Here is a 20,978-nt window from a genome sequence, read left to right as displayed (position 1 = left end):
CTGGGGGACGGCATGAACATCGGGGGACTGCGTGGACCGCTGAGCTGGACGGCCACGGTGGCCGTGCTCGCCGCGCTCGTGGGCGTGACGGGCTGCCGGCAGACGTCCACACGGGCGGAGGCGAAACCGACCGGCACGGAGCGGATCACCGGCATGGCGGGGCCGGCCGCGGCGGCGGGACAGCCCGTCGGCCCCGGCGGCGCCTGCGTCTTCATCAAGCCGGACGGGGCACAGCGGTTCGGCCACGTCGGCTGGGGTTTCCGCGTCCCGGGCGGCGACCGCTGGGTGTACGGCGCGGTCGAGAACCCGAGCGGCAAGCTGTACACGCCGCCCGGCGGCGACATCGGCGCCTGGCACGCGGAGGGGTCGTACGCGCGCATGCTCAGCGAGATGTCGCGGGACGCCCTCCCCCACGCTCGGCTTCGCTCGCGCGGGGGGACCCCCATCCCCGGCAAGTCCGAGCACCCGTACAGCCGTTACCGCTGCACCGGCTCTTCGACGTACGACGTGGCGGCGGCCCGCGCGACGATCCGTACCGTCGCCGCCCGGGGCTTCCTCGTCGGCGTCGACCCGAAGACCGGCAAGCTCACCTCACGGGACTGCCTCGACGCCACGTACGACGTGCTGAAGGCGTACAAGACGCGGCGCCTGACGCCCGCGGTGAAGCTGTCGATCCCGAATGTGTGGGTGGAGTCGCTGGTGGGGTGGTCGGACAAGCGGCTGACGCCGAGGTGAGAAACGCGGTGCCCCCGCCCGGAAGCTCCGGACGGGGGCACCGTACAAGCGAGTTGGTGGTTACAGGCCAAACTCGACTTCGTTGAGATCCTCGGCCCTCGCGGACCGCCAGGTCAGAGGCCGAGCTCGACCTCGAACTCGCCCGCCTCCAGGATCGCCTTGACCGCGGTCAGGTAACGGGCCGCGTCGGCGCCGTCCACCAGGCGGTGGTCGTAGGACAGGGTCAGGTACGTCATGTCGCGGACGCCGATGACCGTGCCTTCCTCCGTCTCGATGACGGCCGGGCGCTTGACCGTGGCACCGATGCCGAGGATCGCGACCTGACCCGGCGGCACGATGATCGTGTCGAACAGCGCACCGCGCGAACCGGTGTTGCTGATGGTGAAGGTCGCGCCGGACAGCTCGTCCGGGGTGATCTTGTTGCCGCGGACCTTGCCCGCGAGCTCCGCCGTGGCCTTGGCGATACCGGCGAGGTTGAGGTCACCGGCGTTCTTGATGACCGGGGTCATCAGGCCCTTCTCGGAGTCCACCGCGATACCGATGTTCTCGGTGTCGAAGTAGGTGATCGTGCCCTCGTCCACGTTGATCCGGGCGTTGACGGGCGCGTGGGCCTTCAGCGCCTGGGCCGCCGCCTTGACGAAGAACGGCATCGGGGAGAGCTTGACGCCCTCACGGGCCGCGAACGCGTCCTTGGCCCGGCCGCGCAGCTTCATCAGGCGGGTGACGTCGACCTCGACCACCGAGGACAGCTGGGCCTGCTCGTGCAGGGCCTTGACCATGTTGTCGCCGATGACCTTGCGGATGCGCGGCATCTTGACGGTCTGGCCACGGAGGGGGGAGGCCTCCAGCGTCGGCGCCTTCTTGGCGGCGGCCGGAGCGGCGGCAGCGGCCGGAGCCGGAGCGGCGGCGGCGGCCTTCGCGGCCTCGGCGGCGGCGATGACGTCCTGCTTGCGGATACGGCCGCCGACGCCGGTGCCCTTGACGGTGGCCAGGTCGACGCCGTTCTCGGCGGCGAGCTTGCGCACCAGCGGGGTGACGTAGGCGCCCTCGTCGGTGGCCTGCGCGGCGGGAGCCGGAGCCGGAGCGGCCGGTGCCGCGGGGGCGGGTGCCGGAGCCGGGGCCGGGGCAGGGGCCTCGGCAGCCGGGGCCGGGGCCGGAGCGGCGGGGGCCGGAGCAGCGGCCGGAGCCGCCCCCGGAGCGCCGATGACGGCCAGCTTGGCACCGACCTCGGCGGTCTCGTCCTCGCCGACCGTGATCTCGAGCAGCACACCGGAGGTGGGCGCCGGGATCTCGGTGTCCACCTTGTCGGTCGACACCTCCAGCAGCGGCTCGTCGGCCTCGACGGAGTCGCCGACCGCCTTCAGCCAGCGGGTGACGGTGCCCTCGGTGACGGACTCGCCGAGCGCGGGCAGGACGACGTCCGTGCCCTCGGCGGAGCCGGCACCGGCGGCGGCCTCGGCGGTGGGAGCGGGGGCCGGAGCGGCCTGCTCGGTGGACGGCTGGGCGGCCGGGGTGGGCTCGGGCGCCGGCGGGGCGGCGACCTCCTCGACGGCCGGGGCCGGGGCGGCAGCGGGGGCGCCCGTGCCGTCGTCGATGACGGCCAGCTCGGCGCCGACCTCAACGGTCTCGTCCTCGGCGACCTTGATGGACGCCAGGACACCGGCGGCGGGCGAGGGGATCTCGGTGTCGACCTTGTCGGTCGACACCTCGAGCAGCGGCTCGTCGGCCTCGACGCGTTCGCCCTCGGCCTTCAGCCAGCGAGTGACAGTGCCCTCGGTGACGCTCTCGCCGAGCGCCGGAAGGGTTACGGAAACCGCCATGGTTTCGGTTGCTCCTTACGGAAAGTGCGGAAGTCTGTGTCGTCGCGTTCGTCGACCGAGGGTCAGTCGTGCGCGTGGAGGGGCTTGCCGGCCAGGGCCAGGTGGGCCTCGCCGAGAGCCTCGTTCTGCGTGGGGTGGGCGTGGACGAGCTGGGCCACCTCGGCGGGCAGCGCTTCCCAGTTGTAGATCAGCTGGGCTTCGCCGACCTGCTCGCCCATGCGGTCGCCGACCATGTGGACGCCGACCACGGCACCGTCCTTGACCTGGACGAGCTTGATCTCGCCCGCGGTGTTCAGGATCTTGCTCTTGCCGTTGCCCGCCAGGTTGTACTTCAGAGCGACGACCTTGTCCGCGCCGTAGATCTCCTTGGCCTTGGCCTCGGTGATACCGACGGAGGCGACCTCCGGGTGGCAGTACGTCACCCGCGGGACACCGTCGTAGTCGATCGGGACCGTCTTCAGACCGGCCAGACGCTCCGCCACCAGGATGCCCTCGGCGAAGCCGACGTGCGCGAGCTGGAGCGTCGGGACCAGGTCACCGACGGCGGAGATGGTCGGGACGTTGGTGCGCATGTACTCGTCGACCAGGACATAGCCGCGGTCCATGGCGACGCCCTGCTCCTCGTAACCGAGACCGGCGGAGACGGGCCCGCGGCCGACGGCCACGAGCAGCACCTCGGCCTCGAACTCCTTGCCGTCGGCGAGGGTGACCTTGACACCGTCCTGGGTGTACTCGGCCTTCGAGAAGAAGGTGCCCAGGTTGAACTTGATGCCGCGCTTGCGGAAGGCGCGCTCAAGAAGCTTCGAGGAGTTCTCGTCCTCGACCGGGACGAGGTGCTTCAGGCCCTCGATGACGGTGACGTCCGTACCGAAGGACTTCCAGGCGGAGGCGAACTCGACGCCGATGACACCGCCGCCGAGGACGATCGCGGACGTAGGCACGCGGTCCAGGACGAGGGCGTGGTCGGAGGAGATGATCCGGTTGCCGTCGATCTCCAGGCCCGGCAGCGACTTCGGCACGGAGCCGGTCGCCAGGAGCACGTGGCGGCCCTGGACGCGCTGACCGCCCACATCGACGGAGGTCGGGGACGACAGGCGGCCCTCACCCTCGATGTAGGTCACCTTGCGGGAGGCGATGAGCCCCTGCAGACCCTTGTACAGGCCGGCGACGACCCCGTCCTTGTACTTGTGGACGGCCGGTACGTCGATGCCCTCGAAGGTGGCCTTCACACCGAACTGCTCGCTCTCGCGGGCCTGGTCGGCGATCTCGCCCGCGTGCAGCAGGGCCTTGGTGGGGATGCAACCTCGGTGCAGGCAGGTGCCGCCGACCTTGTCCTTCTCGATCAGGGCGACGTCCAGGCCCAGCTGCGCCCCGCGCAGGGCCGCGGCGTAACCACCGCTACCACCGCCGAGGATCACTAGGTCGAAAACGGTGCTGGCGTCGTTCGCCACGTCACGTCCTCCATGCATGTGCGCCACGCCGGTCTCCAGTGACCGGTCGGCGGCTGGTGTCCGGCCGCTCGTTCTTCGGCCCTTCGGTGGGGGCCCTGTCCTGCCGTGGCCCATCTTCGCACTTGTGGAGGCGGGACGAGACGCCGGGCCGGTGTGTGAGACGTCGCACTCTCATGTCGTACGAGAGTCGTACGACGAGCGACGGGGCCCCGCCCTACCCGCGCGCGGGGCCCCGTCACCGACAACGGCCTCAGCCCAGGTCACCCGCGGCGGTCAGCTCGGCGACCCGCACCAGCGTCCGCACCGCGGTGCCCGTACCGCCCTTCGGCGTGTACCCGAAAGGCCCGCCCTCGTTGAAGGCCGGCCCCGCGATGTCCAGGTGCGCCCAGGTGATCCCCTCACCCACGAACTCCTTCAGGAACAGACCGGCGACCAGCCCGCCGCCCATCCGCTCACCCATGTTCGCGATGTCGGCGGTGGAGGAGTCCATCCCCTTGCGCAGGTGCTCCGGCAGCGGCATCGGCCACGTCGGCTCACCGACCTCCTCCGCGGCCTCGTGCACCGCCGTACGGAAGGCGTCGTCGTTGGCCATGATCCCGAACGTCCGGTTCCCCAGCGCCAGCACCATCGCCCCGGTCAGCGTCGCCACGTCCAGGATCGCGTCCGGCTTCTCCTGCGACGCCGCCCACAGCGCGTCGGCCAGGACCAGACGCCCCTCCGCGTCGGTGTTCAGCACCTCCACCGTCTTGCCGCTGTACATCCGCAGCACGTCACCCGGCCGCGTGGCCGAGCCCGACGGCATGTTCTCGGCGAGCGCCAGCCAGCCGGTGACGTTGACCTCGAGCCCCAGACGGGCGGCGGCGACCACCGCGCCGAGCACGGCGGCCGCACCGCTCATGTCGCACTTCATCGTCTCGTTGTGGCCCGCCGGCTTCAGCGAGATGCCGCCCGAGTCGTAGGTGATGCCCTTGCCGACGAAGGCGAGGTGCTTCTTCGACTTGGAGGAGGTGTACGACAGCTTCACCAGCCGCGGGCCCGACGCCGAGCCGGAGCCGACGCCCAGGATGCCGCCGTATCCGTCCTTGACCAGCGCCTTCTCGTCGAGCACCTGCACCTTGATGCCGTGCTCCTTGGCCGCGGCCTGCGCGACGGCGGCGAACGCCTCCGGGTTGAGGTCGTTCGGCGGCATGTTGATCAGGTCGCGGGCCCGGTTGAGTTCCTCGGACACGGCGGTGGCGCGCTCGACGGCCGCCTTGTACGCGCGGTCGCGGGGCTTGCCGCCGAGCAGCGCGGCCTCGGCGAGCGGCGCCTTGCCGTTCTTGCCCTTGGCGTCCTTGGCCTTCGCGTCCTTGCCGCTGTCCTTGTAGGTGTCGAAGGAGTAGGCGCCGAGCAGTACGCCCTCGGCGACCGCGCCGGCGTCGGCGGCGTCCGTGAGGGGCAGCGCGAACGCGGCCTTCTTGGAACCGGCAAGGGCGCGCGCGGCCACGCCGGCGGCCTTGCGCAGGGCCTCCGCGTCGAACCCGGAGTCCTTCTCGGGTTCGGCGCCCAGGCCCACCGCCACCACGAGCGGCGCCTTGAAGCCGGCCGGGGCGGGCAGCTTCGTCACCTCGCCCTCGGCACCGGAGGCACCGAGGGTCTCCAGGACGCCGGCGAGCCTGCCGTCGTACGCCTTGTCCACGGATTCGGCGCCCGGTGCGACGACCGGGCCCTCGGTGCTCTTGGCGACACCGATCACGATCGCGTCGGCCCGCAGGCCGGGCGCCGCGGCGGTGCTGAGAGTGAGAGCAGTCACGGTGCTGAGATCTCGCTTCCGATTGAAGTGTGGTGTGGCCGAATGCGGGTGGGTCGACCGGGCCCGACGAACGACCCTGGATCCCTCCTGCGAAACGGTCTTTACCTGGACAGGCAAACACCTGGCATGAGCCTACGCTCGGCGCCCCGACCCGGGGAGGTTCCCCCGGTCCGTCCTGGGCCGGGCGCGGCGGGCCTGCCAGACCCCGCGTCTGCGGCATGATCCGCTGGACAGGCACCTAGCGCCCCAGCGACAGCACCACGAGCGCCGTCGTCGCCGCCGTCTCCGCGAGTCCGCCGAACACGTCCCCGGTCACCCCGCCGAAGCGGCGCGTGCAGTGCCGTAGCAGCAGTTCGGCGACGGCGAGGGCGGCGAGGACCGCGAGGGCCGTGCGGACGGCGCCGTAGGACCCGAAGAGCGCGCCGGCGCCGGCCGCCGCCAGCGTCACGGCCCCGGCGGCGACCACCGCGCCCCGCACCGGCACCACGCCCGCCACCGCGGCCCCGAGCCCCTCCGGCCGGGCGGCCGGTACGCCGGTGCGCGCGGCCAGGGTGAGGGCCAGCCGGGCGGCGGTCGCCGAGACGACGGCGGCGAGGGCACCCCGGGCCCAGGAGTCGCCGTAGAGCTGTGCGAGGGCGGCCACCTGCGCGAACAGTGCGAGGACGAGGGTGATCACGCCGAACGGCCCGATGTCCGACCGCTTCATGATCCGCAGCGCGTCCTCGGCGGGCTTGCCGCTGCCCAGTCCGTCGGCGGTGTCCGCGAGCCCGTCGAGATGCAGGCCACGGGTCAGGACGGCGGGTACGGCGACGGAAGCGACGGCGGCGAGCAGCTCACCCGCGCCCAGGAACAGCAGGAGCCCCCCGAGTACGGCGGCCGAGGCGCCGACCACCAGCCCGGCGAGCGGGGCGCACAGCATGCCGGTGCGGGCCGCCTCCCGGTCCCAGCGCGTCACCGTCACCGGGAGCACGGTGAGCGTGCCGAAGGCGAAGCGGAGGCCGTGCGGCCAGGAGGGAGGCGAGTCGGTCGTGGACACCGGCGCAGGTTACCCGGCGGTCGGGAGAGCGCGGGCGGTGACCATGGATAAAGTGCGCATATGGGACATTGGTTGGAGCGGAACATCGTCGAGCCGGGCAAGCTCCCACTGCTCCTCGCCCTCACCGCGTTCGTGCTGACCTTCCTGATCACCCGCGTCATCACCCGCACGATCCGAGCGGGCAAGGGGCCCTTCGGCAACGTCAGCGCCGGGGGAGTGCACGTCCATCATGTGGTCCCCGGAGTCATCCTCACCGTCGTCGGCGGCTTCGGGGCGGTCGCCAGTTCCCGGTACGGCGTCGGCTCGGCCGTGTTCGCGGTGATCTTCGGCATCGGCGCGGGCCTGGTCCTGGACGAGTTCGCGCTGATCCTGCACCTCGCCGACGTCTACTGGACCGAGGCCGGCCGCAAGAGCGTCGAGGTGGTGGTGCTCACGGCGGCCCTGGTCGGCCTGTTCCTCGCCGGTTTCGCGCCCTTCGGCGTCAACGACCTCAGCGACGACGAACTCCAGGACCGCGGCTCCGTCATCGCGAGCGTGGCGGTGAACTTCTTCTTCGCCCTTCTCGCCCTGAGCAAGGGCAAGGCTCGTATGGCGATCTTCGGCGTGATCGTCCCCCTCGTCGCCTTGGTGGGCGCGATCCGGCTGGCCCGCCCCGGCTCCCCGTGGGCCAAGCGCTTCTACCACCGCCGCCCGCGCGCCCGCGCCAGATCCAGCCTGCGGGCCTACCACCACGACCGCCGCTGGCTGGGCCCCCGCCGCAAGTTCCAGGACTGGATCGGCGGCAAACCGGACGTCGATGAGGCCCGGACCCTCGAACGCCGGTGACGCGGCGCCCGCTTTGTCGTGGTGACTGCTTTGTCGTGGTGACTACGTCCACTCCGACGTGCCGGACTCCTCCGGCTCCGCGGACTCCTCCGCCTTCTCGGGGACCTCCGGCTTCTCGGGCAGCTCGGCGGCCAGCGCCGCCGCGGCCTGCACGAGCGGCAACGCCAGCAGCGCCCCCGCGCCCTCCCCGACCGTCACCCCATGGTCGAGCAGCGGTTCGAGGGCCATCCGGTCCAGGGCCTTTCCCTGTCCGGGCTCCCCGCTGTTCTGTCCGGCCAGCCACCAGTCCGGCGCCCGGAACGCGATCCGCTGGCCCACCAGCGCACAGGCGGCCACGACAACCCCGTCCAGGATCACCGGCATCTTCCGCACCGCGCTCTGCAACAGGAAACCCGTGATCGCGGCGAGGTCGGCCCCGCCCACCGTCGCCAGCAACTGCAACTGGTCCCCGAGCACGGGCCGGGCCCGCCGCAGCGCGTCCCGGATCGCCGCGCACTTGCGCATCCACACCAGGTCGTCGATCGCCTGACCGCCCCGCCCGGTCACGACGGACGCGTCGGTCCCGCACAGCGCGGCGACCAGCACACCCGCCGCGGTGGTCCCGCCCACGCTCACATCGCCGAGCACCACCAGATCCGTACCGGAGTCGACCTCCTCGTCGGCCACCGCCATCCCGGCCCGGAAGGCGGCCTCCGCCTCCTCCAGGGTCAGCGCGTCCTCGAGGTCGATCCGCCCGCTGCCGCGCCGCACCCGGTGCCGTACGACATCGCCCGGCAGCGTCCCGGGATCGCAGTCCAGCGCCATGTCGACCACCCGCACGGGAACCCCGAGCCGCCGGGCGAGCACGGACACCGGACGGCCGCCCTCCAGGACCCCCCGCACCAGCTGGTCGGCCGTGCCCGCGGGCCGTGCCGAGACGCCCAGTTCGGCGATTCCGTGGTCGCCGGCGAACAGCACGACCCGCGGCTGTTCGATCGGTCGCACCGGTACGGCGGACTGCGCCGCGGCCAGCCACTCACCCAGGTCGTCGAGGCGGCCCAGCGCTCCGGGCGGCACGATCTGACGTTCCCGGCGCGCCTCGGCATCGCGGCGCACACCACCGTCGGGGCGCTCGATCAGATCGGTGAAGTCGTCGAGATTAAGCGAGCTCATTCGCCGAACAGTACCGGCCCTGATCGAACAGGTCAGTGCCCCGTCGCCGCGACAGCCCCACGACAGCCGTACGACGACCGTGCGGCGTCGTTGCACTCAAGATCGGCATCCCATACGTTCCGTTTTGCAGCGGATTGTCGCACGTCTCCGGGAGCCGCCCATGTCCGCACCGCCCGCACGACGCCTTCGCTCCTCGGTCCGGGCGATGCTGCCGTTCCCCGAGCCGGAGAGCTGGCTGGACGTGGGCACGGGCGAGGCCCACCTGCCCGAAGCGGCCAGAGAACTGTTCCCCTACACGTCCTTCGACGGCCTGGACGCCAACCCCAGGGTCGATTGGGCCCGCCTGGCCGAGCGCATCGAGGAGGCGCACGTGGGTCATCTGACGGACCCGCGGATCACGGCCCGGCTGCGCGCCCGCTACGACGTCGTCAGCATGCTCCATCACCTGCCGCACACCCGGGACCCCCGCCAGGAACTGCGTGCCGCCGTGGCCGTCCTGCGCCCCGGCGGCCACCTGCTCGTCGAAGCCCCCGACCCGCGGAGCGTCTTCGCCGTACTCCTCGGCAGGCGATGGTCCCCGGGGGCCCGGCCCGGCCCCCTCCACCTGCTGTCCCTGGACGAACTCCGCACGGAGCTGGAGTCCCTGGGCTGCACGATCGTCAAGAGGGACCGCAGGATCGCGCACATCCCCCACGACCTGTCGGGCGCGCTGTCCGTGGTCCTGCCCAAGTCATGGGTGGTCTTTCCGCTGCTGGCCGCGGCCAAGGCGATCGACCTCGCCCTGGCACCGCTGCTCAGCCTCACCCGCTTCTCGAACACCTACCGCCTGATCGCCCGACGCGATGCTTCAGCCCCGTAGCACCAGCGCCTGCCCCGCCACCACCAGCAGCACCTGCTCGCACTCGCTCGCGAACGCCGCGTTCAGGCGCCCGAGTTCGTCCCGGTAGCGGCGCCCGGACGCCGTGGCCGGCACGATTCCCGACCCCACCTCGTTCGACACGGCGACCACGGTCCGCCGCGTGGCCCGCACCGCCCCCGTCAACTCCCGCACCCGCGCGCGCAGCTCCCGCTCCCCGCCGTCGGCCCACTCCGCGTCGTCCCACGCCCCGACGGCGTCCATCGCGTCCGTCAGCCACAGGGACAGACAGTCGATGAGCAACGGCGGCCCGTCGTCCTTCAGCAGCGGCACCAGGTCGCACGTCTCGGCCGTACGCCACGAACCCGGCCGTCGCTCCCGGTGCGCGGCGACGCGCGCGGCCCACTCGCCGTCGCCGTTGCGGGACCCGCCGGTCGCCACGTACAGCACGTCCGGGAAGGCCTCCAGCCGCCGCTCGGCCTCCAACGACTTCCCCGAGCGCGCCCCGCCCAGCACCAGCGTCCGCCGCGGCACATCCGGCACGTCCTCGTACACACCCACCACCAGCGTCGTCCCGTCCGGTACGGCCCGCGCCCCCGCCGCGGCCAGCCGCCGCCGCACCTCGGCCCCCGGCGGCACGTCGTGGTCGAGATGTACGGCGATCACGTCGGTCGTCGGGCCCAGCGCTCCCACCGCCCGCAGCTTGGCCAGGGCGTCCGGCCGGCCCACGACGTCGGTGAGGACGACGTCGTACGTCTCGACGGCCCCCTTCTCGAGACCGGCCGGCGCACCCCCCGGCGGCAGGTACAGCAGCCGCTGCCCGTCCGGGCCGGTCACCGCGTACCCGGTCCCGGGCGCGTCCATCGCCACGGCCCGCACCCGATGGCCCGTCAGCAGGGCCAACTCCCGCCCGTCCGGCACCCGCCCGGGCTGCGGCAGCCCCGCCGATACCTCGACCGCCGGCCCCTCGTGCGGATGCGACAGCAGCACCTGCCGTACGCCGCCCAGCGAATGCCCCGCCCGGGCGGCCGCGAACGCCGCCCCGGGTGTCAGGTCCAGCAGCAGCGTCCCGTCCACGAGCAGCGCGGTCGCCGCCCGGGCATCCGCGCCGAGCGCGGTGGCACAGGTCGCACAGGGACAGGAGGGACGGGGCAGCCCCGCGGGGGCACCGGTGCCAAGCAGAGTGAGTTCCACGACTCGATTTTCGCCGGTCCCTTATGACCTTGCGCGATCGAGACGCCCCTTAAGGGGCGCGGGGCCGTATCGATATGCGGCTCCGCCGCGTGGGCGCGATCAACCCTCAACCGGCCCGCACACGGCAGATCACCCAAGGTCTTTCACCTGCGCACCCAGCGGAGCGAATAGGCTGCGGAGAGGAGTCGGACCAAGATCCGACCCTGCTCTGCACTGCTGACACCTTGGAGGCGTACATGGCGGCATGGACGTGGCGATTCGAGAAGGCCGACGGGGCGGAGGTCCAGCCCGCGGTGCAGCCCGAGGAATTCACCACGCAGGGGGATGCCGAATCCTGGCTCGGGGAGCACTGGAAGGCACTGCTCGAAGGCGGCGCGGAGCAGGTGCGGCTGTTCGAGGACTCCACGGAGATCTACGGCCCGATGAGCCTGCGCGCGGCCGAGGAGGCGTAGGACGGGGTAGACGGAGCGGGACGGACCGGGGCGGCCGTGCGCCGGCCGCCCTCCTCACCGCTCACCCAGGGTCACCTCCACGGTTCTCTCATCGCCGTTGCGCGTGAAGGTGACCGATGTCCTGTCGCCCGGCCTCCGGGCAGCCAGCGCCTCGGTCAGCGAGGTGATGGTGGTGATGTCCGTGTCACCCAACTTGGTGATGACGTCCCCGGCCTCGATGCCGGCCTTGTCGGCGGCCCCACCGCCCGTCACCTCGACCACGGCCACCCCGGCGGCCCGGTAGTCGTCGTCGACGACCGTACGACCGGTGATGCCGAGCCCGGCCCGTCCCGAGTCGGTGACCCTGCCCTGCTTGACGATCTGGTCGGCGATGGTCCTCACCGTCGACGCCGGGATCGCGAACCCGATGCCGGGCGCCGCGCTGTCCCCGAGGCCGGGGTCGGTGGCGGCGAGCGTCGGGATGCCGATGACCTGCCCGTCGAGGTTCACCAGCGCACCCCCGCTGTTGCCGGGGTTGATGGCGGCCGAGGTCTGCACCATGTCGGCGATGGTCGCGCCCGTACCGCCGTCCGCCTGGGTCTCGGTGACGGTCCGCCCGGTCGCCGACACGATCCCCTGCGTCACGCTGGACGACAGCCCGAGCGGCGAGCCCATGGCGAGGACGATCTGCCCCACCTCCACCTTCGAGGAGTCCCCGAAGGACGCGGCCCTCAGCCCGCCCGGAACCCGGTCCAGCTTGATGACGGCGAGATCCTGCTCGGGGTACGAGTAGACGAGTGTCGCGTCGAGGGCGTCCTCGCTGTTGGCGGTCGTCACCTGGAAGGTCTTCTCGTCCCCGACGACATGGGCGTTGGTGACGATGTGCCCCCGGCCGTCGTACACGACGCCCGACCCGAGATCGCTCCTGGCCTGGATCTGCACGACCGACGGCAGAACGTCCCTGATCACCTTCTGGTAGTCGCTCTGCAGATCGCTGTCCACGGCGGGAACGGCGGCCTGTGTGGTCGGGTTCTCCCGCTCGCCGGAGGAATCCGATCCGGTGCATCCGGACAGGAGCGCGACGGAACACGCGAGCACGGCGACCAGCCGCAGGGCACGGGTACGAGAGGCATCCATGCCCCGAGTTTCCCTTTAGGGTGAATGTCCGGCTTGTACTGCACACCCGAACGGGCTCAGCCGCGCAGCCCGCACAGATGCAGCAACGCCGCGACTCCCCGATACGGATCCGTCCGCCCGGCCCGCTCCTCGACCGCCAGCAGCGCCTCCACGTCGGCCGGGATCTCCACGCCGTCGGCCGCCGTGTCGGTGAAGACCCGCACTCCGTACCACGCCTGCAGCGGCGCCCCGATGCCCGCGAGCGTCGCGGTGAGCGTCTCCAGCCGGTCGGCCCGCACGTCGAGCCCCAGCCGGATGGGGGTCCCCCCGTTCGAGTTTGTTCGAGAATGGGGGAGGTAGGCGGTGGTGTCGAAGGCGCCGAGCGCCGACGCCCAGTTGCCGGACAGTCCCGGCCGCATCGCCAGCGCGTCGCCGTTGCGTACGAGCAGCGACAGCAGCCCGCCGTGGGCCAGCATCCGCGCCAGCCCCGCCAGCAGCGGATCCGGCTCCTCGACGTACATGAGCACGCCGTGGCACAGCACCACGTCGAAGCTGCCCGGCAGGAAGTGCACGCCGGTGTCCCGCCCGTCGCTCTCGAAGATCCGCATCCGCTCCCGGATGCCCTCCGGCTCGGCGGACAGGGCCTCACGGGCCGCGGCGATCATCTTGGTGTCCTGCTCCAGGCCCGTCACCTGATGCCCGGCCCGAGCCAGACGCAGCGCCTGTGTGCCCTGGCCCATCCCCACGTCGAGCACCCGCAGCCGCCGCCCGACCGGGAACCGCCCGACTATCTGCTCGTCGAGCTGCCGGGCCACCAGTTCCTGGCGTACGACATCCCGCAGCCCACCCGTCTTGTTCAGCCAGGCATCCGCCGCGCCCCCGGTGAACGGCGTCGTACTCAGGGCCGCTCCCCGCGCTTGACCTGCGGCTTCGGCAGCCGGAGCCGACGCATCTGGAGGGAGCGCATGAGTGCGTAGGCGACCGCGCCCTTGCGGCTCTGGTCCGGGAAGCGCTCGGCGAGCCGCTTCTTCAGGCGGACCCCGGTGGCGATCGAGTCGAGCACGATCAGCACGATCACGACCAACCACAGCAGCAGCGCGATGCTCTGCAGCGCCCCCACCCGCACCATGCTCAGCACGAGGATGACCACGGCCATCGGCAGGAAGAACTCCGCCACGTTGAACCGTGAGTCGATGAAGTCGCGCGCGAACTTGCGGACCGGGCCCTTGTCGCGCACCGGCAGGTACCGCTCGTCACCGCCGGCGAGCGCCTGGCGCTGCTTCTCCATCTGCGCACGCCGCTCGTCGCGCTGACGCTTGGCGGCCTCCTTGCGCGTCATCGACGTATTGGCGACGCTGCGGCGCTGGCCCTGGGCCTCACTGCGCTTGGGCGTCGGGCGGCCCTTCGGGGCCTGCGGGTCTCGGGGCTGATTGGAGTCGGTCAGCGACGCCTTGGCGGCGGTGGCGGCCTTCTCATCCTTGGCACGGCTACGGAACACAAAACCCAAGGGTACGGGGTTCGGGGGCATGGACCCCCGCCCGGTGGGGAACGATCCGGCAACACCAGTCGTCTGTAGTGAGGACAGAGAGGACGTCCGGTGACCTACTGCTCACCCTGAAGGTCACCTACTCCTTACGCCGGAGCAATGGCTTGGTCAGTCGTCCTTGGGGATGAGCGCATCCGTCCCCGAACAGTGCGGTAATGGATGCAGGGCCCGTACTGTGGGTTCTGTTGCAGTCGCTGGAGCTGGAGTCCGTCAGAAGGGGGCGCGCGAAGCCCATGAGCGGTGTCATGAAGCGTATGGGGATGATCTTCCGCGCGAAGGCGAACAAGGCCCTTGACCGGGCCGAGGACCCGCGCGAGACCCTCGATTACTCGTACCAGAAACAGCTGGAGCTGCTCCAGAAGGTGCGCCGTGGCGTGGCCGACGTGGCCACCTCGCGCAAGCGCCTGGAACTCCAGCTCAACCAGCTGCAGTCCCAGTCGACCAAGTTGGAGGACCAGGGCCGCAAGGCGCTCGCGCTCGGCCGCGAGGACCTGGCCCGTGAGGCGCTCTCCCGCCGCGCCGCGCTCCAGCAGCAGGTGACGGACCTCGAGACGCAGCACGCGACCCTCCAGGGCGAGGAGGAGAAGCTCACCCTGGCGGCCCAGCGGCTCCAGGCCAAGGTCGACGCCTTCCGCACGAAGAAGGAGACGATCAAGGCCACGTACACGGCGGCCCAGGCGCAGACCCGGATCGGCGAGGCGTTCTCCGGCATCTCCGAGGAGATGGGCGACGTCGGCATGGCCATCCAGCGCGCCGAGGACAAGACGGCGCAGCTCCAGGCGAGGGCCGGAGCCATCGACGAACTGCTCGCCTCGGGCGCCCTGGACGACCAGTCGGGCATGCACAAGGACGACATCCAGGCCGAGCTGGACCGGCTCTCCGGTGGTACGGATGTAGAGCTGGAACTGCAGCGCATGAAGGCGGAGCTGGCCGGCGGCAGCTCCGAGCAGCAGGCCATCGAAGGTGGCACGAGCCAGCAGCAGTCCCAGCAGCAGCCGCAGGACACCCCCCGCTTCGACAAGCAGTAACACCGGACGAGAGCCGGGGCCCACGCCTAGGAGGGCGACATGATCGTACGGATCATGGGGGAGGGGCAGGTGAGGCTGGCCGACAGCCACCTCGCCGAACTGAACAAGCTGGACGAGGAGTTGCTCGCCGAGATGGAGAGCGGCGACAGCCCCGGCTTCCGCGCCACTTTGCACGCGCTCCTGGACAAGGTCCGGGAGCTCGGCACCCCGCTGCCCGACGACTCCCTGGAGCCCTCGGAACTCATCCTGCCGTCGCCGGACGCCACGCTGGAGGAGGTCCGGGAACTGCTGAGCGACGACGGGTTGATCCCGGGCAACATCTGAACGCCGGCCGGCCGCAGCCGAGGAGCACCTCTCGGCCGACCAGGCCCCTGCGCCCGGGGGCGGAGCCCCCAGTGACGGTCACAGCGACGCCCCGTACCTTGTCAGGCGTGAGCACCATCGAACGCGCCCGGCTCCGGCTGAAAGCGCACCCCCTGGCGCTGGACGCCATACTCGCGGCCGGCGTCCTCGCCTGCATGGTGGCCGGCTCGTTCGTGGACCCGCACGGAGAACGCGAGGTCAGCTGGGGTTTCCGGACCCCCGACGTACTCAGCCTGGTTCTCATCGCCCTCGCCGCCGCCACCCTGGTGTTCCGTCGCCGCTCCCCCATGACGGTCCTCGCCCTCACCGGCACCTTCTCCCTCATCGAGTCCGTCACCGGCGACCCCCGCGCCCCCGTCGCCATGTCCGCGGTCATCGCGCTCTACACCGTCGCCTCCACCACCGACCGCCTCACCACCTGGCGCGTCGGCCTGCTCACGATGACCGTCCTGACCGGCGCCTCGATGCTCGCCGGCCCCCTCCCCTGGTACGCCCAGGAGAACCTCGCGATCTTCGCCTGGACCGGCATCGGCGCCACCGCGGGCGACGCCGTCCGCAGCCGCCGCGCCTTCGTCCACGCCATAAGAGAACGCGCCGAGCGCGCGGAGCGCACCCGTGAGGAGGAGGCCCGCCGCCGCGTCGCCGAGGAACGCCTGCGCATCGCCCGCGACCTGCACGACGTCGTCGCCCACCACATCGCCCTGGTCAACGTCCAGGCCGGAGTCGCCGCCCATGTCATGGACAAGCGCCCCGACCAGGCCAAGGAGGCCCTCGCGCACGTACGCGAGGCCAGCCGCTCCGCGCTCAACGAACTCCGCGCCACCGTCGGACTGCTCCGTCAGTCCGGCGACCCGGAGGCGCCGACCGAACCCGCCCCCGGCCTCGACCGCCTCGACGAACTCGTCGGCACCTTCCGCAGCGCCGGCCTGCACGTCGAGGTGGCCCGCGCCGACCACGGCACCACCCTGCCCGCCGCCGTCGACCTGGCCGCCTTCCGCGTGATCCAGGAAGCCCTCACCAACGTGCAGAAGCACGCCGGTACGGAGGCGAAGGCCGAGGTCAGCGTCGTACGCGTGGGCCCGAACATCGAGATCACCGTCCTCGACGACGGAGGCGTCGAGGACGACGACCCGGACAGCGGCGGCGGGCACGGACTGCTCGGCATGCGCGAGCGCGTCACCGCCCTGCGCGGCACCCTCACCACCGGTCCCCGGTACGGAGGCGGCTTCCGGGTCCATGCGATCCTGCCGGTCAAGACCCGCACCACCGCCACGGGAGACCCGGGGGAACCCGCATGACCATCCGCGTCCTGCTCGCCGACGACCAGGCGTTGCTGCGCAGCGCCTTCCGCGTGCTCGTCGACTCCGAGCCCGACATGGAGGTCGTGGGCGAGGCGTCCGACGGCGCGGAGGCGGTGCGGCTGACCAAGGAACAGCGCGCCGACGTCGTCCTGATGGACATCCGGATGCCGGGCACGGACGGCCTCGCGGCCACCCGCATGATCAGCGCCGATCCCTCCCTCGCCCATGTCCGCGTGGTCATCCTGACCACCTTCGAGGTCGACGACTACGTCGTGCAGTCGCTGCGCGCGGGCGCCTCCGGCTTCCTCGGCAAGGGCTCCGAGCCCGACGAGCTGCTCAGCGCGATCCGGGTCGCGGCCGGCGGCGAGGCCCTGCTCTCCCCGACGGCCACCAAGGGCCTGATCGCCCGCTTCCTCGCGCAGGGCGACGCGGCGGACGACGGCCGCGACCCCGCCCGCGCGCAGCGCCTCGACGCGCTCACCGTGCGGGAGCGGGAGGTGCTGGTGCAGGTCGCCGGCGGCCACTCCAACGACGAGATCGCCGAGCGGCTGGAGGTCAGCCCGCTCACCGTGAAGACGCACGTCAACCGGGCCATGGCCAAGCTGGGCGCCCGCGACCGGGCCCAGCTCGTGGTGATCGCGTACGAGTCGGGGCTGGTACGTCCAAGGGTGGAGTGAGCTCAACCCTCCCGTACTGCGCCCGGAGTAGGCGCCGCATAAGGAACGGGACCTGGGGCCTACGGATCGGCACCGGCGATGGCTCAGGGTGTAAGGGCGGGCGCTCACCTGTGCGTCACACCTGTGCGTCAACACGCCTGCGTCCGCTTCTGCCGCTCACAGAAGAGAGACCCGTAACCCATGTCCTGGCTGTCCCGATTCAGCCTCGCGCAACGGGCCCTGATAGGCCTGATGTCCATCATCGCGCTCGCCTTCGGGGCGATCGCGATCCCGCAGCTGAAACAGCAACTCCTGCCCACCATCGAGTTACCGATGGTGTCCGTGGTCGCGCCCTACCAGGGCGCCTCGCCGGACGTCGTCGAGAAGCAGGTCGTCGAGCCCATCGAGGACACCCTGGAGGCCGTCGACGGCATCTCGGGCGTCACCTCGACGGCGAGCGAGGGCAACGCCCTGATCATGGCGTCCTTCGACTACGGCAACGACACCCAGCAGCTCGTCGCCGACGTCCAGCAGGCCGTCAACCGCGCCCGCGTCCAGCTCCCGGACGACGTGGACCCGCAGGTCGTGGCCGGTTCGACGGACGACATCCCGACCGTCGTCCTCGCCGTCACCTCCGACAAGGACCAGCAGGCGCTGGCCGACCGGCTCGACACGACCGTCGTACCGGATCTGGAGGACATCGACGGCGTCGGTCAGGTCACGGTCGACGGCGTACGGGACCTCCAGGTCACCGTCACGCCCGACGACGCGAAGCTGGCGAAGGCGGGACTGAACACCCAGGTCCTGGCGCAGGCGCTGCAGGCGGGCGGCGCGACCGTCCCGGCCGGCTCCTTCGACGAGGACGGCGGCAACCGCACCGTCCAGGTCGGCGGCGGCTTCACCTCGCTCAAGCAGATCCAGGACCTGATGGTCACCGGCGAGGGCGTCGACAAGCCCGTACGCCTCGGTGACGTGGCGACGGTCGAGCAGCAGGAGGCCACGGCCGACTCCATCACCCGCACGAACGGCAGGCCCAGCCTCGCCGTCATGGTCACCATGGACCACGACGGCAGCGCGGTCGCCATCTCCGACGCGGTCGAGGACAAGCTGGCGGACATGCGCGAGGACCTCGGCGCGGGCACGACGGTCACCGTCGTCAGCGACCAGGGCCCGGCCGTGTCCAAGGCCATCGAGGGCCTGACGACCGAGGGCGCGCTGGGTCTGCTCTTCGCAGTCCTCGTCATCCTGGTCTTCCTGGCGTCGATCCGCTCGACGCTGGTGACGGCGGTGTCCATCCCGCTGTCCGTGGTCCTGGCCCTGATCGTGCTGTGGACCCGTGACCTCTCCCTGAACATGCTCACTCTCGGCGCGCTGACCATCGCCATCGGCCGGGTCGTCGACGACTCGATCGTCGTCCTGGAGAACATCAAGCGGCACCTCGGCTACGGCGAGGAGCGCCAGTCGGCGATCCTGAACGCCGTCCGTGAGGTGGCCGGCGCGGTGACGTCCTCGACGCTCACCACGGTCGCGGTGTTCCTGCCGATCGGCCTGGTCGGCGGCATGGTGGGCGAGCTGTTCGGCTCCTTCAGTCTGACGGTCACGGCGGCCCTGCTGGCGTCCCTGCTGGTCTCGCTGACGGTCGTACCGGTGCTGTCGTACTGGTTCCTGCGCGCGCCGAAGGGCACGCCCGAGGACGCCGAGGAAGCCCGCCGCAAGGCCGAGGAGAAGGAGGCGAAGAGCCGCCTGCAGCGCCTCTACGTCCCCGTTCTGCGCTTCGCCACCCGGCGCCGGCTGACCAGCGTGGCGCTCGCGGTCGTGATCCTCATCGGCACGTTCGGCATGGCCCCGCTGCTGAAGACGAACTTCTTCGACCAGGGCGAGCAGGAAGTCCTCACCGTCAAGCAGGAGTTGAAGCCGGGCACGAGCCTGGCGGCGACCGACGCCGAGGCGAAGAAGGTCGAGCAGGTGCTCGGCGACACCGAGGGCGTCAAGGACCACCAGGTCACGATCGGCTCCTCCGGCTTCATGGCGGCCTTCGGCGGCGGTACGGACACCAACCAGGCGTCGTACCAGGTGATGCTGGAGGACTCGGCGTCCTCCGAGGACGTGCAGGACCGTATCGAGACGGGGCTGAAGAAGCTCTCCGGCATCGGCACCACCACGATCGCGGCCGGTGACGGCTTCGGCAGCCAGGACCTCAGCGTGGTCGTGAAGGCCGCCGACGGGGACGTCCTGCGCAAGACCGCGGAGCAGGTCCGGGACACGGTGGCCGGCCTCGACGACGTCACGGACGTCACCAGCGACCTCTCGCAGAGCGTGCCGCGCATCTCGGTGAAGGCCAACGAGAAGGCCGCGGCGGCCGGCTTCGACGACCAGAGCCTCGGCGCGGCCGTCGCCCAGGCCGTACGCGGCACCACCGCCGCCAAGGCGGTCCTGGACGACACCGAGCGGGACGTCGTCATCAAGTCGGCGAAGCCGGCCGAGACGCTGGCGCAGCTGAAGCAATTGTCCCTGGGCGCGGTGAAGCTGGGTGACATCGCGGAGGTGAAGCTGGTCGACGGCCCGGTGTCCATGACGCGGATCGACGGTCAGCGCGCGGCCACCATCACCGCGAAGCCCACGGGCGACAACACGGGCGCGGTGAGCACGGACCTCCAGTCCGAGATCAACGCGCTGAAGCTCCCGGCGGGCGCCACGGCCGAGATCGGCGGTGTCTCCCAGGACCAGGACGACGCGTTCAAGAACCTGGGCCTGGCCATGCTGGCGGCGATCGCGATCGTCTTCATGCTCCTGGTCGCGACCTTCCGCTCGCTCGTCCAGCCACTGATCCTGCTCGTCTCCATCCCCTTCGCGGCGACGGGCGCGATCGGCCTGCTGGTGGCCACGGACACCCCGATGGGCGTCCCGGCGATGATCGGCATGCTGATGCTGATCGGCATCGTCGTGACGAACGCGATCGTGCTGATCGACCTGATCAACCAGTACCGCAGGCAGGGTTACGGCGTCGTCGAAGCGGTCGTCGAGGGCGGCCGCCACCGACTCCGCCCGATCCTCATGACGGCCCTGGCGACGATCTTCGCCCTCCTCCCGATGGCCATGGGCATCACCGGCCAGGGCGGCTTCATCGCCCAGCCGCTGGCCGTGGTCGTGATCGGCGGCCTGATCACGTCGACCCTGCTGACCCTGCTCCTGGTCCCGACGCTCTACGCGATGCTGGAGCTCCGCAAGGAGCGGCGGGCGAAGAAGCGGGAGGCCAAGCGGGCGAAGAAGGCGGAGGTGCCGGAGCAGCCGAAGCCGGAACCCGCGTCCGTGTGACAGCGGTGTCCCCGGCGGCCGGGCACCGAACCCCAACGGTTCGGTGCCCGGCCGCCGTTGTGTGCCCGGCTCGGGGCCGGGGCATGGGGTCGTCCACCGGGGCAGGGCGCGGTCCGGACGCGAGGTCGCCGTCAAGGTGGTGCACGCCAGTACGCCGCGGACGGCGTCTTCCGCGCCCGTTTCCGGCAGGAGAGCGAGGCCGTCCGTAAGGTGAGCGGCGCGTTCACCGCACCGGTCGTGGACGCCGACCCGGAGGCGACACGGCCGTGGACGGCGACCCAGTACGTGCCCGGCCGCTCGCTCGCGCAGCGGATCCGCGACCGGGGCCCGCTCCGGGACGCCGAGCCGCGGCAGCCCCGCC

General features: G+C 71.5%; 18 protein-coding genes and 1 pseudogene. 10 read left to right on the top strand and 9 right to left on the bottom strand.

Going from position 1 to position 20,978, the window contains the following annotated elements; genetic code table 11:
• Positions 1 to 12 precede the first annotated feature (12 nt).
• On the top strand, positions 13 to 735 hold the full coding sequence (locus Q4V64_RS13555; RefSeq protein WP_124442880.1) for a hypothetical protein: 723 nt from the start codon (positions 13 to 15) through the stop codon (positions 733 to 735).
• Positions 736 to 848: 113 nt separating this feature from the next.
• Here the strand turns inward: Q4V64_RS13555 and sucB are convergent, their stop codons facing one another.
• From sucB to Q4V64_RS13535, 4 genes are all read right to left on the bottom strand, one after another.
• On the bottom strand, positions 849 to 2,555 hold the full coding sequence (sucB, locus tag Q4V64_RS13550) for a 2-oxoglutarate dehydrogenase, E2 component, dihydrolipoamide succinyltransferase (protein ID WP_124442881.1): 1,707 nt from the start codon (positions 2,553 to 2,555) through the stop codon (positions 849 to 851).
• 62 nt (positions 2,556 to 2,617) lie between these two features.
• Positions 2,618 to 4,006 carry a dihydrolipoyl dehydrogenase gene (gene lpdA, locus Q4V64_RS13545; protein WP_124442882.1) on the bottom strand — a complete coding sequence of 463 codons (1,389 nt, stop codon included), beginning with the start codon at positions 4,004 to 4,006 and terminating at the stop codon, positions 2,618 to 2,620.
• 250 nt (positions 4,007 to 4,256) lie between these two features.
• Positions 4,257 to 5,798: a leucyl aminopeptidase gene (locus Q4V64_RS13540; protein ID WP_124442883.1), complete on the bottom strand. Its 1,542-nt coding sequence runs from the start codon at positions 5,796 to 5,798 to the stop codon at positions 4,257 to 4,259.
• Positions 5,799 to 6,036: 238 nt separating this feature from the next.
• Positions 6,037 to 6,834 carry an adenosylcobinamide-GDP ribazoletransferase gene (locus tag Q4V64_RS13535; RefSeq protein WP_124442884.1) on the bottom strand — a complete coding sequence of 266 codons (798 nt, stop codon included), beginning with the start codon at positions 6,832 to 6,834 and terminating at the stop codon, positions 6,037 to 6,039.
• Between the two features lie 60 nt (positions 6,835 to 6,894).
• Here Q4V64_RS13535 and Q4V64_RS13530 point away from each other — a divergent pair, with 60 nt between their 5' ends.
• Positions 6,895 to 7,659, top strand: coding sequence for a hypothetical protein (locus Q4V64_RS13530; RefSeq protein ID WP_124442885.1), 765 nt, complete (start codon positions 6,895 to 6,897; stop codon positions 7,657 to 7,659).
• 42 nt (positions 7,660 to 7,701) lie between these two features.
• Here Q4V64_RS13530 and cobT read toward each other — a convergent pair whose 3' ends face one another.
• Entirely contained in the window at positions 7,702 to 8,811 is a 1,110-nt protein-coding gene (gene cobT / locus Q4V64_RS13525; RefSeq protein ID WP_124442886.1) for a nicotinate-nucleotide--dimethylbenzimidazole phosphoribosyltransferase, read from the bottom strand.
• 160 nt (positions 8,812 to 8,971) lie between these two features.
• Here cobT and Q4V64_RS13520 point away from each other — a divergent pair, with 160 nt between their 5' ends.
• Positions 8,972 to 9,670 carry a class I SAM-dependent methyltransferase gene (locus Q4V64_RS13520; RefSeq protein ID WP_124442887.1) on the top strand — a complete coding sequence of 233 codons (699 nt, stop codon included), beginning with the start codon at positions 8,972 to 8,974 and terminating at the stop codon, positions 9,668 to 9,670.
• Here Q4V64_RS13520 and Q4V64_RS13515 read toward each other — a convergent pair.
• Entirely contained in the window at positions 9,659 to 10,861 is a 1,203-nt protein-coding gene (locus Q4V64_RS13515) for a bifunctional adenosylcobinamide kinase/adenosylcobinamide-phosphate guanylyltransferase (protein ID WP_124442888.1), read from the bottom strand. The genes Q4V64_RS13520 and Q4V64_RS13515 overlap by 12 nt on opposite strands.
• Positions 10,862 to 11,097: 236 nt before the next feature.
• On the opposite strand from Q4V64_RS13515, the gene Q4V64_RS13510 reads away from it, so the two are divergent.
• A complete protein-coding gene (locus Q4V64_RS13510; RefSeq protein WP_124442889.1) occupies positions 11,098 to 11,313 on the top strand; it encodes a hypothetical protein in 216 nt (71 codons plus the stop codon).
• Positions 11,314 to 11,367: 54 nt separating this feature from the next.
• Here Q4V64_RS13510 and Q4V64_RS13505 read toward each other — a convergent pair whose 3' ends face one another.
• The 3 genes from Q4V64_RS13505 to Q4V64_RS13495 all read right to left on the bottom strand — a co-directional run bounded on the left by Q4V64_RS13505 (position 11,368) and on the right by Q4V64_RS13495 (position 13,936).
• Complete coding sequence (locus tag Q4V64_RS13505; protein WP_124442890.1) at positions 11,368 to 12,429, bottom strand: trypsin-like peptidase domain-containing protein; 1,062 nt, start codon at positions 12,427 to 12,429, stop codon at positions 11,368 to 11,370.
• A gap of 56 nt (positions 12,430 to 12,485) precedes the next feature.
• A complete protein-coding gene (locus Q4V64_RS13500; RefSeq protein ID WP_124442891.1) occupies positions 12,486 to 13,223 on the bottom strand; it encodes a methyltransferase domain-containing protein in 738 nt (245 codons plus the stop codon).
• Positions 13,224 to 13,306: 83 nt separating this feature from the next.
• The gene (locus tag Q4V64_RS13495) at positions 13,307 to 13,936 is read right to left on the bottom strand and encodes a DUF3043 domain-containing protein (protein ID WP_124442892.1); all 630 of its coding nucleotides are present in this window, start codon (positions 13,934 to 13,936) and stop codon (positions 13,307 to 13,309) included.
• A gap of 251 nt (positions 13,937 to 14,187) precedes the next feature.
• Here Q4V64_RS13495 and Q4V64_RS13490 point away from each other — a divergent pair, with 251 nt between their 5' ends.
• The 6 genes and pseudogenes from Q4V64_RS13490 to Q4V64_RS54940 all read left to right on the top strand — a co-directional run.
• Positions 14,188 to 14,982 (top strand): PspA/IM30 family protein, encoded by a 795-nt coding sequence (locus Q4V64_RS13490; protein WP_124442893.1) that lies wholly within the window; start codon positions 14,188 to 14,190, stop codon positions 14,980 to 14,982.
• Between the two features lie 39 nt (positions 14,983 to 15,021).
• Positions 15,022 to 15,306: a hypothetical protein gene (locus Q4V64_RS13485; protein WP_124442894.1), complete on the top strand. Its 285-nt coding sequence runs from the start codon at positions 15,022 to 15,024 to the stop codon at positions 15,304 to 15,306.
• A gap of 107 nt (positions 15,307 to 15,413) precedes the next feature.
• Positions 15,414 to 16,643 carry a histidine kinase gene (locus Q4V64_RS13480; RefSeq protein WP_124442895.1) on the top strand — a complete coding sequence of 410 codons (1,230 nt, stop codon included), beginning with the start codon at positions 15,414 to 15,416 and terminating at the stop codon, positions 16,641 to 16,643.
• A complete protein-coding gene (locus tag Q4V64_RS13475; protein ID WP_124442896.1) occupies positions 16,640 to 17,323 on the top strand; it encodes a response regulator transcription factor in 684 nt (227 codons plus the stop codon). Before Q4V64_RS13480 ends, Q4V64_RS13475 begins: the two co-directional genes overlap by 4 nt.
• A gap of 180 nt (positions 17,324 to 17,503) precedes the next feature.
• Positions 17,504 to 20,617, top strand: coding sequence for an efflux RND transporter permease subunit (locus tag Q4V64_RS13470; RefSeq protein ID WP_124442897.1), 3,114 nt, complete (start codon positions 17,504 to 17,506; stop codon positions 20,615 to 20,617).
• A gap of 43 nt (positions 20,618 to 20,660) precedes the next feature.
• Positions 20,661 to 20,968 (top strand): annotated as a pseudogene (locus tag Q4V64_RS54940) (serine/threonine protein kinase); the annotation flags it as partial.
• Positions 20,969 to 20,978: the final 10 nt, after the last annotated feature.

Origin of the sequence: Streptomyces sp. NL15-2K (assembly GCF_030551255.1) — a bacterium.
Lineage (GTDB): Bacteria > Actinomycetota > Actinomycetes > Streptomycetales > Streptomycetaceae > Streptomyces.
This window is presented reverse-complemented; position numbering and strand designations above follow the sequence as displayed.

Coding starts and splice junctions, on each gene's coding strand:
- Q4V64_RS13475 (WP_124442896.1), top strand. CDS start 16,640: ATGACCATCCGCGTCCTGCTCGCCGACGACCAGGCGTTGCTGCGCAGC.
- Q4V64_RS13485 (WP_124442894.1), top strand. CDS start 15,022: ATGATCGTACGGATCATGGGGGAGGGGCAGGTGAGGCTGGCCGACAGC.
- sucB (WP_124442881.1), bottom strand. CDS start 2,555: ATGGCGGTTTCCGTAACCCTTCCGGCGCTCGGCGAGAGCGTCACCGAG.
- Q4V64_RS13510 (WP_124442889.1), top strand. CDS start 11,098: ATGGCGGCATGGACGTGGCGATTCGAGAAGGCCGACGGGGCGGAGGTC.
- Q4V64_RS13490 (WP_124442893.1), top strand. CDS start 14,188: ATGAGCGGTGTCATGAAGCGTATGGGGATGATCTTCCGCGCGAAGGCG.
- Q4V64_RS13470 (WP_124442897.1), top strand. CDS start 17,504: ATGTCCTGGCTGTCCCGATTCAGCCTCGCGCAACGGGCCCTGATAGGC.
- Q4V64_RS13520 (WP_124442887.1), top strand. CDS start 8,972: ATGTCCGCACCGCCCGCACGACGCCTTCGCTCCTCGGTCCGGGCGATG.
- Q4V64_RS13495 (WP_124442892.1), bottom strand. CDS start 13,936: ATGCCCCCGAACCCCGTACCCTTGGGTTTTGTGTTCCGTAGCCGTGCC.
- Q4V64_RS13530 (WP_124442885.1), top strand. CDS start 6,895: ATGGGACATTGGTTGGAGCGGAACATCGTCGAGCCGGGCAAGCTCCCA.
- Q4V64_RS13555 (WP_124442880.1), top strand. CDS start 13: ATGAACATCGGGGGACTGCGTGGACCGCTGAGCTGGACGGCCACGGTG.
- cobT (WP_124442886.1), bottom strand. CDS start 8,811: ATGAGCTCGCTTAATCTCGACGACTTCACCGATCTGATCGAGCGCCCC.
- Q4V64_RS13505 (WP_124442890.1), bottom strand. CDS start 12,429: ATGGATGCCTCTCGTACCCGTGCCCTGCGGCTGGTCGCCGTGCTCGCG.